We start from the raw sequence: 12,400 nt of genomic DNA, 5'->3' as shown, positions 1-12,400 counted from the left end.
ACGCAAGACAAGGCGGCATCCAGCTGAATATCCGCCGTGTGACCAAGCGATTCGGAGATCGCGCCGTACTGAAAGAGATTACGCTCGATTTGAACGCGGGCGAGTTTGTAGCCGTCGTCGGCCGAAGCGGCTGCGGGAAAAGCACGCTGCTGCGGCTCGTGGGCGGGTTGGAAACGGCCGACGAAGGCACCATGCTGTTGGACGGGAGGGAGCTTGAAGGAATCGACCCCGACACGAGGCTGCTGTTCCAGGAAGCCCGGCTGCTTCCGTGGAAAAAAGTGCTGGCGAACGTGCAGATCGGCGCGAAGACGGGGGACCGGGGGAAGGCGCGCGAAGCGCTTCGCTTGGTCGGCTTGGAGGAGCGGGCCGGCGAATGGCCCGGGGTATTGTCCGGCGGACAGAAGCAGCGAATCGCGCTCGCCCGGGCGCTGGCCGGCGCTCCGCGCCTGCTGCTGCTTGACGAGCCGCTGGGCGCGCTTGATGCGCTCACCCGCATCGAAATGCAGCGGCTGATCGAACGGCTGTGGCTGGAGCAGGGCTTCTCCGCCGTTCTCGTCACGCACGATGTCAGCGAAGCCGTCGCGCTGGCCGACCGGGTCGTGCTCATCGAGGACGGCGCGATTGCCCTGAATATCCCGATATCTTTGGCCCGGCCGCGGGAACGAGACAGCGGCTTTGCCCATTACGAAAAGGTGATCCTGGATCGCGTGATGGGGCCGGGTGCGGAGAAGGTGCCGTCCGGCGTTCCGGCGCTGAGGCCGGACTATTCGTTCACCATTTAAGGAAAAAACGAGGAGTGAATGCGAATGCTTACCCATACCTCCCTTTCCGGGCAGTTCGATGAGGCTGACGTGCTTCAGCTTCCCGATCACCGGTTCGTCACGCATTGCTTTGAACGCTATGGCCTCAATCGGGGCATTTACAATACGATTGACGAGTGGCTGTACCGGTTCGGCGTGCGGGACATCGTCCAGCGCCGTCAGGCCGTCCTGGCCTTTCTGGCCTCGCTGCAGCCGCCGGATCGGACGAATGGAACGTATTTGAAATTCGGCAAGGGCGGCTTGACCAAGCAGCTGTTCGATTTTATGACCAAGCCCAAGCTCGTTGGATAAGTGTCATCCCCGCCGTACCCCGGCCGTTGAGCGGAAACTCAACGGCTCTTTGCCGTTGCGGCCTCCACTTGCGCAGGCTTGATCGCGAACAGCGCAACGAGGACCCCGGCGAGTACGGTGCCCGCAAGCAGTCCGAACAGCAGTGCCGACGGCCATTTGGCTCCGACGGAGATGAATGGCGGCCCGGCGGCCACCCCGATAAAGCGCATGCTGCTGTACACCGCACTCACCGTCCCTCGCTGCTCCTTCTTGATGCCTTCTGTAATCAAGGCGTCCAGACACGGGAGGGCGATTCCGATTCCGATACCGCCAAGGCCGACCCACACGAACAGCAGCCACAGCCGGGTGATGCCGGGCAACGCCATACAGACGAGCGCCGCTCCAAGAAGAACGAGCCCGGCCACCGTCAGCCATTTCATCCGCGGTTTGTTTTCCCCGATCGCTTTGCCGGCCAGAAAGGACGCCAGACATAAAGCGGATAAAGGCACGGCGAGCAGGCAGCCTTTGACCAGTCCCTGAATTCCGAACCGTTCCTCCAACGTCTCGGACAAGTAGAACAGGATGCCGAACAAGACGAACATCGCTATGACCCCGATGACAAAGATGGCGGCGAGCCATCGTCCCTCGTTGCGGGCGATCATCCTCAGCATGGCGGCAAAGCTGCGGAAGCTCGTGTCTTGCTTGCTCTCGGATTTCGGTGTCCGGACCAGGCATGCGACCAGCAGGACAGAGACGAGACATAGCGCCGGAATCGCGTAGAAGACGGCGACCCAAGTCCATAGCGCAAGCAGCGAGCCTATAATTGGACTGAGCACTTTGCCGAACGTATTCGAGGTTTCGATCATCCCAAGCCCGCTGCTGATGTCGCTTTCTTTTTGGAACATGTCCCCCACCAGCGGCATGACGATCGGAGCGGCTCCCGCAGCGCCGATTCCCTGGATGAACCGGCCTGCCAGAATGAGGGGATAGGCCGTATTTTGACTGAGCCAAGGCGCGAGTGCGCAGAGCAACCCTCCTGCACCGGCGATCAGAAGGCTTGGAATAATGATTTTTTTGCGTCCGAAACGGTCCGACAGATAGCCCGCAATCGGAATCAGCACGATCGCGACGACGGAATATACCGTGATCAGAAGGCTGATTTGAAGGGAGGTCACGTGCAGCGTTCGTTCTAAGGCGGGCAGAATGGGAATAAGCATGGAATTGCCCAAAGTCATGATCAGCGGGATAGAGGAAACGGCTGCCAGGTCCCAAGTTTTTTTCGCTTCCAAGCATGTCGAACCACCTTTCGAGGAGGGAGAGTTAGGTCTTTGGGATGAATGAGTAAGCCTCCGGCGGTCCGGTCGACATATTGAATGTTATTTTGTTCCATATTTCCTAGTTCTATTCCATGCTTTATTCATGAACATGCATATACGGATTGTAAATGGCGAACGTCTATTATATAATGTACAAGTTAAAGAGAAAGGAGATTTGACCAGTGACTAAAAACAAAGCCATCATCTTCATGCTCCTCTGCTTTACGCTGATCGTATCCGCTTGCGGTACGAAGCCGGCAGCTACGACCGCCGACAAGCCGGCAACCGGGGGAGATGCGGCCGCAACGACACCGGCGTCCAAGGACTCCAAGCTTGAACAAATCAAAAAAGCGGGCAAAATCGTATTAGGCACGAGCGCCGACTATCCACCGTATGAGTTCCACAAGGAAATCAACAAAAAGGATGAAATCATCGGCTTCGATATCGAGATCGCCAAAGAGATTGCCAAAGACCTCGGCGTTACGCTCGAAATCAAAGATATGAAATTAGAAGGTCTGCTTGCCGCTCTGGATTCCGGCAACATCGACTTTATTCTCGCCGGCATGACGCCGACGGAAGATCGCAAGAAGAACGTGGATTTCTCCAAAATCTACTACACGGCTATCCAACGCGTGGCTGTCCGCGCGGAGGACAAGGATAAATACAAATCCATCGACGATCTGAAAGGCAAGAAAGTCGCCGGCCAAAAGGGCGCGACGCAAGAAAAAATCATTAAAGAGCAAATGCCAGGCTCCGAGCTGAAGGCGCTCGGCAAAATTTCCGACTTGATGCTGGAGCTGAAAAACAAAAAAGTCGAAGCTCTCGTCGTCGAGCAGCCGGTAGCCGAAGCATACCTCAGCAAAAACAAAGATTTGGTTCTTGCGGACATTAAGCTGAATACGGAAGACAGCGGATCGGCCATTGCCTTGAAAAAAGGCAGCCCTGAGCTCGTGGAAGCGATGAACAAAACGTTGGACCGCCTGATGAGCGCCAAGTCCATCGATAAAATGGTAGCCGAAGCGAACGAGCAAGTCGATACGCAATAAGCAAGAGGGCGGGACCGTCCGTTCCTTGCAGCACTCCGACAAAAACCTGAGCGGAATTCTCCGGCGGGTTTTTGTTCGGTTATAACGCTTAATTTGATAGAAAGGGGGGGAACGCATGGATTTTTCATTTTTATCCAAATACTACATGTTTTTTATCGACGGAGCGAAGATGACGCTCATTTTGTCCATCTTCACCGTCATTTTCGGGGTGCTGCTCGGCATGGTCATTGCCCTGATGCGCATGTCCCGCATTTGGCCGCTTAAAGCGTTCGCGGTTTCCTATATCGAGTTCATCCGCGGGACGCCGATGCTTGTGCAGCTGTATATTTTTTATTACGGGCTGCCGAAACTGGGCATTCAATTTCCCGAGGTGCCGGGAATCGGTTCATCGTTTCCCGATATGATGGCGGCGATTATCGCATTGTCCATCAACAGCGCCGCATATGTGGCGGAGACGTTCCGCGCGGGCATCCAGTCGATCGACAAGGGACAAATGGAAGCGGCCCGCTCCCTCGGAATGCCGCACGCGATGGCGATGCGCTTTATCATTTTGCCGCAGGCGCTGCGCAACATTCTCCCGGCGCTCGGCAACGAATTCATCGTGGTAATCAAGGAAACGTCCATCGTCTCCGTCATCGGAATCGGCGAGCTGATGTACAAAGCCGACACGGTACGGGGCAATACGTTCCAGCCGTTTGAGCCGCTCATCCTTGCGGCGATCATTTACTTCATCATGACGTTTACGCTGACCAAGCTGCTTGGCGTCGCGGAAAGGAGGATGAAGTCCTCTGATTAAAGTAACCGGTTTACAGAAATCGTTCGGGTCCAACCATGTATTGACCGGAATCGATATCGAGATTGCGAAAGGCGAGGTCGTCGTCGTCATCGGACCGAGCGGATCGGGCAAAAGCACGTTTCTGCGCTGCCTGAACCTCTTGGAGATGCCGACGGGGGGAGATATCGAATTCGACGGCGTGTCGCTGCTGCGCGGCAAGCACGATATCAATCAGCTGCGGCAGCGGATGGGCATGGTGTTCCAGCAGTTCAACCTGTTCCCGCATATGACCGTGCAGGAGAACATTACGCTGGCGCCCCAGAAGCTGAAAAACGTCAGCAAGCCGGAAGCGGACAAGATTGCGCAGCAGCTTCTGCGGCGCATCGGACTGGCGGACAAGGCGTCCAGCTATCCGTCGCAGCTGTCCGGCGGACAAAAGCAGCGGATCGCGATTGCTAGAGCGCTCGCGATGTCGCCGGCCGTCATGCTGTTCGACGAGCCGACCTCGGCGCTTGACCCGGAGATGGTCGGCGAGGTGCTGGACGTGATGAAGGAGCTGGCAGCCGAAGGCATGACGATGGTCGTCGTCACGCATGAGATGGGCTTTGCCCGGGAAGTCGGCAAGCGCCTCATCTTCATGGACGGCGGGAAAATCGTAGAGCAGGGCAATCCGGCTGACATCTTCTCGAATCCGCAGCATCCGCGGACGAAAGAATTTTTGGCCAAGGTGCTCTAAGCAACCGTATCCTTATAAAAAAAGTAAAGCCGCGACTGTCCGGTTCGAAACCGGGTCGCGGCTTTTTCGCGTTTCGTTTATTCGGCAGCGTTCACGCTGCGTTCGAATTCGTCGCGTATTGAATGCAACAGGGCAGGGTCGGCCAATACATCGTAAGCGGTGAACGCCAACGCTTTGGCGCCCAGCAGCATGCCTTCGAAGGCCCGGGGCTGCATGGCCAGATCGCGGAATTCCTTCGTATGCAGCAAGTGCTTTTCGTCGACGACCTTGACGTACGGGTGGATCGCCGGGCAATGCCGCGACACGTTCCCAAGATCGAGAGAACCGTGGTCCTTGCCGTATTCGATCTCATCTTCCCGGATGCCCAGACCACAGAGATTGCGGGTAAACGTGTCCGACAAAGCAGTATTCGTTATCAGTTCGTCATAGGAGTACTCGTAATTAGACCATTTCATCGTACAACCGGTTTGCAGGGCGGCGCCTTCCGCGCAGCGGATCACCTTTTGCACGGTTTCGTCCGTGTAGGGACGGTTGGCAGATCGTACATAAAACTGCGCAGCCGCGTAGTCCGGAATAATGTTCGGGGCTTTGCCGCCCTCGGTGATAATGCCGTGAATCCGCGCATGGCTGCGAAGCTGCTGCCTCAATGCACCGATGGATTGGAACAGAAGCAGCACCGCATCCAGCGCGTTAACGCCTTCGTACGGGCTTGCCGCGGCGTGAGCCGCCTTGCCGAAAAATTCGAACTCCAGCGCATCCATGGCGAGCGAGCTTCCCGATTTCTCGTATGCATAGTATGGGTGGGCCATCAGGGCGACGTCGACGTCGTCGAACAGGCCTGCTGCCGCCATATCGACCTTTCCGCCTTTCGTTTCCTCCGCCGGGGTGCCGTATACCCGAATCGTGCCGCCGAGCTGGTCGATGACGGCCTTCAATCCGACAGCCGCCGCAAGGCCCATAACGCAGATCAGATGATGACCGCAAGCGTGTCCCAGCTCCGGAAGCGCGTCGTACTCGCACAGGAAGGCGACGGTCGGTCCCGGCTTGCTTGCCGCGTACGTCCCGAGAAATGCTGTGGGCAGCCCGGCGTAAGGGGCTTGTACGGTGAAGCCGTGCTCCTTCAACGCTTCGATCAGGCGTGCCGACGCCTTCCACTCCTCGTGGCCCAGCTCGGGGTTCTCGCCGATAAACCGGGAAATGTCCGTGAACGACGGGGCGTGCAGGTCAATGGTCGAGGCAATGTGTTGTTTCATCTTCAGTTCTCCTTTACTTCTCTGTAGCATGACCTTATTATAACGAAAAAAGCAGAGCCAAACAAAGAAAGACCCCGCTGCAAGGGCTTGCAGAAACGGGGTCGGTTGTCGTTTCAAAATTCTGTTCGGTTATTGCAGGCTGCGGCGCTTGTCGATGATTTGCTCTTCGAGCTGCTTTTTAATTTTTTGCATCGCATCGACTTCCAGTTTATGATTTTGCCGGAATCGAACGCCGGTCAATGCCAAAGCCTCGTTCAAGGTCAGCTCGACGGAAATTTTTTGCTCCTGCGGCTCGCGTGCTTCATAACTCATGGTGCATCGCTCCTTCTCATTAGGGTTTGAGAGTGCATCAATAAGCTGTATTTGGCAGGGGACTTAAGTGTAGTTGTCGGAAAAATCCTTGATTTTCCTTGGTTTCAATATAACATACCATGTAACATATTGCAAGTACAGGGCACAAAAAAGAGGCCCGTCCGGCCCCGGTTATTTTATCCGTTCCTGCATCCGAAGACGTTGGATGGACAAGATCAGACGATCTATTTTTTGGCTGAGCTCTACTACCCGGGGATCAACGAAGCTGCCTTTTTCTTCCACGAGTAAGTAAAGCTGCATCTGCATTCGCTCCAAATGCCGTCTCAATTCCGCTTCTTCCATCGGTTTCAGACCCCATCCTAACGCTGTGAAAATAGTAAATCTACTATCAGTCTATTATAATTCAACCCGGTTGTAAAATATGTAAATGATTGTCGAGGCTATTATTAAGTTTTCTTTAAGGAAAACGGCGGACCGTATAATTCCGTCCGGGAAGCGGTATATTACGGTCGATTGGAGGTGAGCCGAACATGGACAGCGCCAAGGCGAATACGAAAAACAATCCAAACTTCAAAGAGAACAAATTTACGGAAGAAGAGACGGTCATGCATGCGGGTAAGGCGGCGGACCGGCCTCCGAATTTGAATGAAATTCCGAAGGAGACGAATCCTCAGTAACACAACGATTTCGGTGTAAACGGCGCGAACAGGGATATTGCAGAGAAGTGAAAACGGTAAAACCCCGAGAAACGGGCAGTTTTACCGTTTTTCCGCATCTGCTAAGCTTCGGCGTCGTTATTGTGCCCGATGGCCAGATTGGCGATTTCATCGTTCATTTCGTCCGGGAGGCGGGTTTTGAAATAGCCGACGACCGCTTCGACCGCTTTGTCCGCCTGTCCTTCGGTAATGCCCGCTTGCTCGGAGACGAGCTTGACCAATTGGTGTTTCACGCGTTGTTCCTCCTCTTCGGGATATACGGGATAAGCATCTAATAGCATGTGCTCCTTTATGGTTTTTATGTGGCAGAACATGTTATATTTATACCAAGACATAACAAGCCTGCTATTGCTTTGGCTCGAACAAAGGAGACATCGGACGGATGATCATTGTACGCAATTTAACCAAATTGTTCCCATCCGGGCAGCGGGTGCTGGACCGCATCAGCTTTCAGGCGGACGAAGGGGAGCTGGTGGCGCTGCTCGGCGCAAGCGGGAGCGGCAAAACAACCTTTTTCCGGTGCTTGATGCTCAAGGAAAAATGGAACGATGGCCAGTATATCTACGACGGAAAGGATATTTCGGGCGCCGGCATCTGGGAGAAGTTCCAACTAAACAAGCAGTGGGCCTATCTGGAAGAAAAGCCGAGCCTCAATCTGAAAAAGACGGCTTTGAAAAATGTGCTCAGCGCGCTGTTGTTTAAAAAATCGTGGTGGCGCTTTCTGACGAATAGCGTTTCCGAAGACGACCATATGGAAGCGATGGATTACCTCGATAAAGTAGGACTGCTCGACAAAGCGCACGAGCCGGTGGAGAAGCTGAGCGGCGGGGAGAAGCAGCGCGTCGCGATCTGCAAGGCGCTGATCAAGGGAGCCAAGGTAATATTTGCGGACGAACCGGTGTCCGGCTTGGACCCGGAGGCGGCGAGCCTCGTCATGCAGGATTTCAAGTCCATCTGCCAGAAGCATAAGCTTCTCGTGTTTTGCAGTCTGCACCAGGTAGAGCTTGCCGAAAAATTCGGCTCGCGCATTTGGGGACTGTCCGACGGGAAGCTCGTGGTGGATATTGCGGGCCGGCGGTTGACCCAGCGGGAGAAAGAACTTATTTTTTAATGGAATCATTACATATGAGCAATAAAAAAGGTCGGCCATGACACGATGTCCGGGCCGACCTTTCTTTAGTTAACTGTAGCATTGCAAGCGGCGATCCGCTTTGCGATCAATCCGCCGTGCAAACGGCCGGTTTCGATAAACACCTCGTTGGCGTTCGCGCCCGAAGCGATGACTCCGGCGACGAACAGCCCGGGAACGGTCGTTTCCATGGTGCCCGGATCGTACTGGGGAATCCCGTCCGGCTCCGACACGACGGCCCCGGCTCCCGCCAACAGACCGCGGTCCGGACGGAAGCCGGTCAGCGCCAGGACGAAGTCGTTATCGAATTCCTCTTCGCGTCCTTCGCGAGAAACGGTGACGGACGTTTCCGTGATACGGACGACCCGGGATTGAAACAGCATCCGAATGCGACCCTTGTTGACCATGCTTTCGAAGATCGGCTTAACCCACGGCTTAATGACTGGCGAGTAAGTCTCGCCCCGGTAAACGACGGTCACCTCGGCGCCCGCCCGCAGCAGTTCCATCGCGGCATCGATTGCGGAATTGCTTCCACCGATGATCGTAACCTTCGTGCCGGTATACGGATGAGCTTCGCGGAAGTAGTGCGTCACCTTGCTTAATTCCTCGCCCGGGATACCCAGCATATTCGGCTGCGAGAAATAGCCGGTGGCGACAATGACATGGCGCGCGGGTATCGTTGTAACTGTGCCGAAACGATTCTGCACCGTCAGCTCGAAGGTTCCCCCCGGCTGTACCGCCAGATTGGTTGCCGTATGGTAGGGACGGATGCGTATGCCGCTGCGCGCCGCCACATTCCGGTAATAATTCAAAGCTTCCAGCCGATAAGGCTTGTCGTTAGGCGTCGAGAACGGGTAACCGCCGATCTCAAGCAGCTCCGGGGTGCTGAAAAACTGCATGTACGTCGGATATAAGTATATCGAATGCACTACGCACTCTTTTTCGATAATGAGAGGATCAATGCCGATCTTCTGCAGCTCCAGGGCCGCGGACAAGCCGCAAGGACCGGCTCCGATAATGACGACTTCTTCCATTGGAATGATTCACCCGCTTTTTCAAAGGTATAGATAGAGAGAGGATCCTGTTGATCCTCTACCCATAGTACCTTATCGGGATGGTGGATGCCAGCGCTTTGTTTACACGGGGGCCTCAGAGCTATGTACCGGACGGTCTATGCGGACGAGATCCGCGTCAGGGTGGCGGCCTTCGATTATCAGGCCGGCTATCATTTGCGCTGCAATCATACTGTAGACGGTACCGTTCCCTCCGTATACCATCGCGAAGTAGCAATGGGGAAATTCATCCTTTGCACCGATCAACGGCAATCCGTCGCGGGTTCGCCCATAGGCGGCGGACCAGGCGTACTCGGCCCGCAAGCTGCCGGCTTCCGGAAACAGCTCCTGCACGGCCTGAAGCAGCTGATTGCGCTTCGAGCTCAAATGCCGCTTCCGTACCTCAGGGACGTTCGTGTTCTCATCTTTGCCGCCGATAACAATACGATTGTCTGCGGTCGTACGAATGTAGACGTAAGGGCGGGCGCTTTCCCAAATGAGACAGCGGTTCGGCCATCCGGGGAAAACGTCCAGCGGCTGCGTAGCGATGACATACGAACTGGTGAATACGGTGTTGGGATGCGGTATGATTTCCTTGGTTTCGAAGCCGGTGGCAAAGACGGCTTTGCGTGCTTTAATCCGGCGGTTATCGTTCGTATAGAACACGATGTGGTCCTTCCCGGTCTGATGCCGAAGCACTTCCGTCTCTTGAAATACGCGCATTCCTTGCCGGTGGGCGGTGCGAATTAAAGCGTTTGCGTATTTATAGGGGTTCAGCTCGGCATCGGCCTGAGACAGGATGGCGCCCGGCTTGCGAAAGGAGTACCGTGCTGCGATCGATTCGGCTTCCAGATACTGTACCGGAAAGCCGTGCTTTGCCAGCGCTTCGTATTCCTGCTTAAGCTTCGGCACATCGTCTGCACTGGAAGCGTAACATAAGCTGTCGCGGCGGAAAAAATCCGGGGAGAAATCAAGCTGCCGCGTGACAAGCTCAATCTGCTGCACGGCCTGCTCGCACAGCCTATAGAAGCGGACGGCCTTCTCTTCGCCGAACGAATGAATCATCGAAAGCAGCGGCGTATCGTTCATCCACTGCAGGAGACCGGTACTGGCCGATACGGTGCCCGAAGCGATCCTTCGTTTGTCGATGACGACCGCATCTACGCCCCGGTTGTACAGTGTATACGAAATAATCGCCCCGGCTTCGCCTCCGCCGATGACGATACAGTCGCATTCGATATCATCTTCCAGCCTCGGATAGGCGGGCGGATCCGGCATTGTGTCCGGCCACAGCAGCTTGCCTGTTGTCAGATTCATAGGTACGGCTCCTTCGTCTTAAGCGATCGAATGGAATTAGTATGAGAAACGGTGCTATTTTTTAATCGACCGCTCTGCCGCTGTAACCGTTGACAAAAACTGGCCTGCTGCCCTAGGATAAGCTTGAACGCTGCGATACGGCGGCGCGAGACTAGCCCCTTGGAGGTACAGACATGTTAAAAGGCATTCCTTCGATTCTTTCTCCCGAATTGTTCAAAATCATGATGGAAATGGGACACGGCGACGAACTGGTGCTGGCCGACGGCAATTTTCCGGCGGCGAGTCATGCGCATCGTCTGGTGCGCTGCGACGGACATGGTATCCCCCAACTGCTTGACGCAATACTAACCTTTTTTCCATTGGATACGTATGCAGAGCATTCGGTCGCTTTGATGGCCGTCGTTCCCGGCGATCCGGTGAAACCGGTTATCTGGGACGAATACCGTGCGATTGTCAAGAAGCACGCACCCGAAGCCGCCGAGCCCGAATTTGTAGAGCGGTTTGCGTTCTATGAGCGCGCCAAACAAGCGTATGCCGTCGTTGCGACGGGCGAAGGGGCGTTGTATGCGAACATCGTGCTCAAAAAAGGCGTCGTCAAGCCGTAACGCCAATCATAATCCGTCCCTGAATCTCATAGATTAAGACTACGAATCTATGACTATGATTTTAGATGAAATGGGGATGCGCCGATGATAGCCGTTCTGAGAAACCGTCTGGCCCGCGGAAACGAACGTCAGCTTCAGCTTTTGCTTGCGGGATTTTTGCTTGGCAATTTAATTGCCGTCATTTTGTCCGCCTATTGGACAAGCCCTCGGGAAAAGCCGGTTCCCGTCCATTATACATACTCTACGTATGCGGCGGCGAACGGAGTGAAGCTGCATGCGATGCGGACGGCTCCCAACAATATCGAGCTGAAGCACATCGTGACCAACGTGACTGCGACGGCCGATTACGGGATTAACGGAGGCTTTTTTTGGAATGGCGACCTGCTCAGCATTGCCGTTATCAACGGCAAGCCGCTGAAGGGCGAGCCTCATGATTACGGCTCCGGCTGGTACAACATCGATTATCCGAAAGGGACGCTCGTCTGGGACGAAGTGACGCGGTCGTTCTCCGTGCAGGTGGCGCAGGAGGCCGGGGAGCTGAAAATGACCGATCCGAACCGATACTGGGCGCAAGGCGGGGTCAGCATGTCGCTTGGGGCGGAGGAGCGCTGGATCGAGCAGGCGAAGAAGGAGGACATGCCGGCGTTTGACGAGCCGAGGCTTCGCTCGGGAGCCGTGTTCGACCGGCAGCAGAACCTGTGGCTGCTCGTCTCAGACAAGCCGTGTACCGTCGAGCAATTCCGTCGGGCGGTGCTTGAGACGATTGCGCCGGGACAACTGGTCGACGGCATTTTTCTGGACGGCGACGGCTCCTCGCAGATGCAAAACGGACAAGTCCGGCTAAAGGGAGACTCCCGGGAGGTTTATCAGATGCTGGCGCTCAAGGCGAAGTAAAGACGGCCGCGGGAATGACGATTCCTGCGGTCTTGATTTTTATTTGTATAATAAGGAAAATAGAGGTAAAAAACGAAACTTTTATGCGTATGATGCGTATTACGACTTGAGTACATAACCCTAGACGGTCAGGAGGGAAGGACATGCTTGGAGTGTAT

General features: G+C 55.2%; 16 protein-coding genes. 9 read left to right on the top strand and 7 right to left on the bottom strand.

Annotated elements, in window-relative coordinates; all coding sequences use genetic code 11:
* Together QJ48_RS33120 and QJ48_RS33115 are read left to right on the top strand one after the other, a co-directional pair.
* Nucleotides 1-782 (top strand): ATP-binding cassette domain-containing protein (locus QJ48_RS33120; RefSeq protein ID WP_193394537.1); only part of this gene is annotated, 782 nt, incomplete at its 5' end.
* Between the two features lie 24 nt (nt 783-806).
* Nucleotides 807-1,112 carry a hypothetical protein gene (locus QJ48_RS33115; protein ID WP_054977569.1) on the top strand — a complete coding sequence of 102 codons (306 nt, stop codon included), beginning with the start codon at nt 807-809 and terminating at the stop codon, nt 1,110-1,112.
* A 38-nt stretch (nt 1,113-1,150) separates the two neighbouring features.
* Here the strand turns inward: QJ48_RS33115 and QJ48_RS33110 are convergent, their stop codons facing one another.
* A complete protein-coding gene (locus tag QJ48_RS33110) occupies nt 1,151-2,461 on the bottom strand; it encodes an MFS transporter (RefSeq protein WP_337589648.1) in 1,311 nt (436 codons plus the stop codon).
* 128 nt (nt 2,462-2,589) lie between these two features.
* Here QJ48_RS33110 and QJ48_RS33105 point away from each other — a divergent pair, with 128 nt between their 5' ends.
* The 3 genes from QJ48_RS33105 to QJ48_RS33095 all read left to right on the top strand — a co-directional run bounded on the left by QJ48_RS33105 (nt 2,590) and on the right by QJ48_RS33095 (nt 4,964).
* On the top strand, nt 2,590-3,453 hold the full coding sequence (locus QJ48_RS33105; RefSeq protein WP_054977567.1) for a transporter substrate-binding domain-containing protein: 864 nt from the start codon (nt 2,590-2,592) through the stop codon (nt 3,451-3,453).
* 115 nt (nt 3,454-3,568) lie between these two features.
* Complete coding sequence (locus tag QJ48_RS33100; RefSeq protein ID WP_025849549.1) at nt 3,569-4,249, top strand: amino acid ABC transporter permease; 681 nt, start codon at nt 3,569-3,571, stop codon at nt 4,247-4,249.
* Nucleotides 4,242-4,964, top strand: coding sequence for an amino acid ABC transporter ATP-binding protein (locus tag QJ48_RS33095; RefSeq protein ID WP_054977566.1), 723 nt, complete (start codon nt 4,242-4,244; stop codon nt 4,962-4,964). The genes QJ48_RS33100 and QJ48_RS33095 overlap by 8 nt, the downstream gene beginning before the upstream one ends.
* Nucleotides 4,965-5,041: 77 nt before the next feature.
* On the opposite strand, the gene QJ48_RS33090 is transcribed toward QJ48_RS33095, so the two are convergent.
* The 3 genes from QJ48_RS33090 to QJ48_RS36450 form a co-directional block, all read right to left on the bottom strand.
* On the bottom strand, nt 5,042-6,217 hold the full coding sequence (locus tag QJ48_RS33090; protein ID WP_054977565.1) for a M20 family metallopeptidase: 1,176 nt from the start codon (nt 6,215-6,217) through the stop codon (nt 5,042-5,044).
* 129 nt (nt 6,218-6,346) lie between these two features.
* The gene (locus tag QJ48_RS33085; RefSeq protein WP_054977564.1) at nt 6,347-6,529 is read right to left on the bottom strand and encodes a hypothetical protein; all 183 of its coding nucleotides are present in this window, start codon (nt 6,527-6,529) and stop codon (nt 6,347-6,349) included.
* A 171-nt stretch (nt 6,530-6,700) separates the two neighbouring features.
* On the bottom strand, nt 6,701-6,871 hold the full coding sequence (locus QJ48_RS36450; protein ID WP_081890397.1) for an aspartyl-phosphate phosphatase Spo0E family protein: 171 nt from the start codon (nt 6,869-6,871) through the stop codon (nt 6,701-6,703).
* A 188-nt stretch (nt 6,872-7,059) separates the two neighbouring features.
* On the opposite strand from QJ48_RS36450, the gene QJ48_RS38235 reads away from it, so the two are divergent.
* Nucleotides 7,060-7,206 (top strand): hypothetical protein, encoded by a 147-nt coding sequence (locus tag QJ48_RS38235; protein WP_193394536.1) that lies wholly within the window; start codon nt 7,060-7,062, stop codon nt 7,204-7,206.
* 101 nt (nt 7,207-7,307) lie between these two features.
* On the opposite strand, the gene QJ48_RS38230 is transcribed toward QJ48_RS38235, so the two are convergent.
* Nucleotides 7,308-7,478 (bottom strand): hypothetical protein, encoded by a 171-nt coding sequence (locus QJ48_RS38230; protein WP_193394535.1) that lies wholly within the window; start codon nt 7,476-7,478, stop codon nt 7,308-7,310.
* Between the two features lie 149 nt (nt 7,479-7,627).
* Here QJ48_RS38230 and QJ48_RS33080 point away from each other — a divergent pair, with 149 nt between their 5' ends.
* Nucleotides 7,628-8,356, top strand: a complete 729-nt coding sequence (locus QJ48_RS33080; protein ID WP_054977563.1) for a phosphonate ABC transporter ATP-binding protein — start codon at nt 7,628-7,630, stop codon at nt 8,354-8,356.
* Between the two features lie 65 nt (nt 8,357-8,421).
* Here the strand turns inward: QJ48_RS33080 and QJ48_RS33075 are convergent, their stop codons facing one another.
* Together QJ48_RS33075 and QJ48_RS33070 are read right to left on the bottom strand one after the other, a co-directional pair.
* The gene (locus tag QJ48_RS33075; protein ID WP_054977562.1) at nt 8,422-9,408 is read right to left on the bottom strand and encodes a YpdA family putative bacillithiol disulfide reductase; all 987 of its coding nucleotides are present in this window, start codon (nt 9,406-9,408) and stop codon (nt 8,422-8,424) included.
* A 102-nt stretch (nt 9,409-9,510) separates the two neighbouring features.
* On the bottom strand, nt 9,511-10,743 hold the full coding sequence (locus QJ48_RS33070) for an FAD-binding oxidoreductase (protein ID WP_054977561.1): 1,233 nt from the start codon (nt 10,741-10,743) through the stop codon (nt 9,511-9,513).
* A 173-nt stretch (nt 10,744-10,916) separates the two neighbouring features.
* On the opposite strand from QJ48_RS33070, the gene fucU reads away from it, so the two are divergent.
* Together fucU and QJ48_RS33060 are read left to right on the top strand one after the other, a co-directional pair.
* Nucleotides 10,917-11,348, top strand: coding sequence for an L-fucose mutarotase (gene fucU, locus QJ48_RS33065; RefSeq protein WP_054977560.1), 432 nt, complete (start codon nt 10,917-10,919; stop codon nt 11,346-11,348).
* Nucleotides 11,349-11,432: 84 nt separating this feature from the next.
* Nucleotides 11,433-12,242: a hypothetical protein gene (locus tag QJ48_RS33060; protein ID WP_054977559.1), complete on the top strand. Its 810-nt coding sequence runs from the start codon at nt 11,433-11,435 to the stop codon at nt 12,240-12,242.
* Nucleotides 12,243-12,400: the final 158 nt, after the last annotated feature.

It is taken from the genome of Paenibacillus sp. A3, from assembly GCF_001399685.1.
Taxonomy (GTDB): domain Bacteria; phylum Bacillota; class Bacilli; order Paenibacillales; family NBRC-103111; genus Paenibacillus_G.
Note: the sequence above shows the minus strand (reverse complement) of the source record. Positions and strands in the feature narration are given on the sequence as shown.

Excerpts from the sequence above, each read along its gene's own strand:
- QJ48_RS33080 (WP_054977563.1), top strand. The coding sequence starts at position 7,628 with ATGATCATTGTACGCAATTTAACCAAATTGTTCCCATCCGGGCAGCGG.
- QJ48_RS33085 (WP_054977564.1), bottom strand. The coding sequence starts at position 6,529 with ATGAGTTATGAAGCACGCGAGCCGCAGGAGCAAAAAATTTCCGTCGAG.
- QJ48_RS33090 (WP_054977565.1), bottom strand. The coding sequence starts at position 6,217 with ATGAAACAACACATTGCCTCGACCATTGACCTGCACGCCCCGTCGTTC.
- QJ48_RS33060 (WP_054977559.1), top strand. The coding sequence starts at position 11,433 with ATGATAGCCGTTCTGAGAAACCGTCTGGCCCGCGGAAACGAACGTCAG.
- QJ48_RS33115 (WP_054977569.1), top strand. The coding sequence starts at position 807 with ATGCTTACCCATACCTCCCTTTCCGGGCAGTTCGATGAGGCTGACGTG.
- QJ48_RS33070 (WP_054977561.1), bottom strand. The coding sequence starts at position 10,743 with ATGAATCTGACAACAGGCAAGCTGCTGTGGCCGGACACAATGCCGGAT.
- fucU (WP_054977560.1), top strand. The coding sequence starts at position 10,917 with ATGTTAAAAGGCATTCCTTCGATTCTTTCTCCCGAATTGTTCAAAATC.
- QJ48_RS33100 (WP_025849549.1), top strand. The coding sequence starts at position 3,569 with ATGGATTTTTCATTTTTATCCAAATACTACATGTTTTTTATCGACGGA.
- QJ48_RS38235 (WP_193394536.1), top strand. The coding sequence starts at position 7,060 with ATGGACAGCGCCAAGGCGAATACGAAAAACAATCCAAACTTCAAAGAG.
- QJ48_RS33075 (WP_054977562.1), bottom strand. The coding sequence starts at position 9,408 with ATGGAAGAAGTCGTCATTATCGGAGCCGGTCCTTGCGGCTTGTCCGCG.
- QJ48_RS36450 (WP_081890397.1), bottom strand. The coding sequence starts at position 6,871 with ATGGAAGAAGCGGAATTGAGACGGCATTTGGAGCGAATGCAGATGCAG.